We start from the raw sequence: 330 nt of genomic DNA, 5'->3' as shown, positions 1-330 counted from the left end.
AGTGGACATTGCCGCCGAGCCGGAACTGAGCCTGCATGACATGGCCGCCCTGGTGCCCATTGTGGAGGAAGCCGGCGGCCGCTTCACGGCCCTGGACGGCTCCCCCGGCCCCTTCGGCGGCAACGCGGCCGCCACCAACGGCCTGCTGCACGAACAGGTCCTGGACCTGATCGGCGACTGAGCCTTCATCCCGACTTCCCGCAACAACGCGGCCTGGAACCACACCCCGGTTCCCACGACGACGGCGCCCCATCCTCCTGGGAGGTGGGGCGCCGTCGTCGTGCAAGGTGGTCCGTCAGATCACCTGAAACGCGGAAAGATCAGCTGTTC

General features: G+C 67.9%; 1 pseudogene. It reads left to right on the top strand.

Annotated elements, in window-relative coordinates:
* Positions 1 to 181: pseudogene (locus L979_RS13475) on the top strand (inositol monophosphatase family protein); the annotation flags it as partial.
* Positions 182 to 330 lie beyond the last annotated feature (149 nt).

Source organism: Kocuria sp. ZOR0020 (assembly GCF_000800955.1).
GTDB lineage: Bacteria > Actinomycetota > Actinomycetes > Actinomycetales > Micrococcaceae > Kocuria > Kocuria subflava.
Note: the sequence above shows the minus strand (reverse complement) of the source record. Positions and strands in the feature narration are given on the sequence as shown.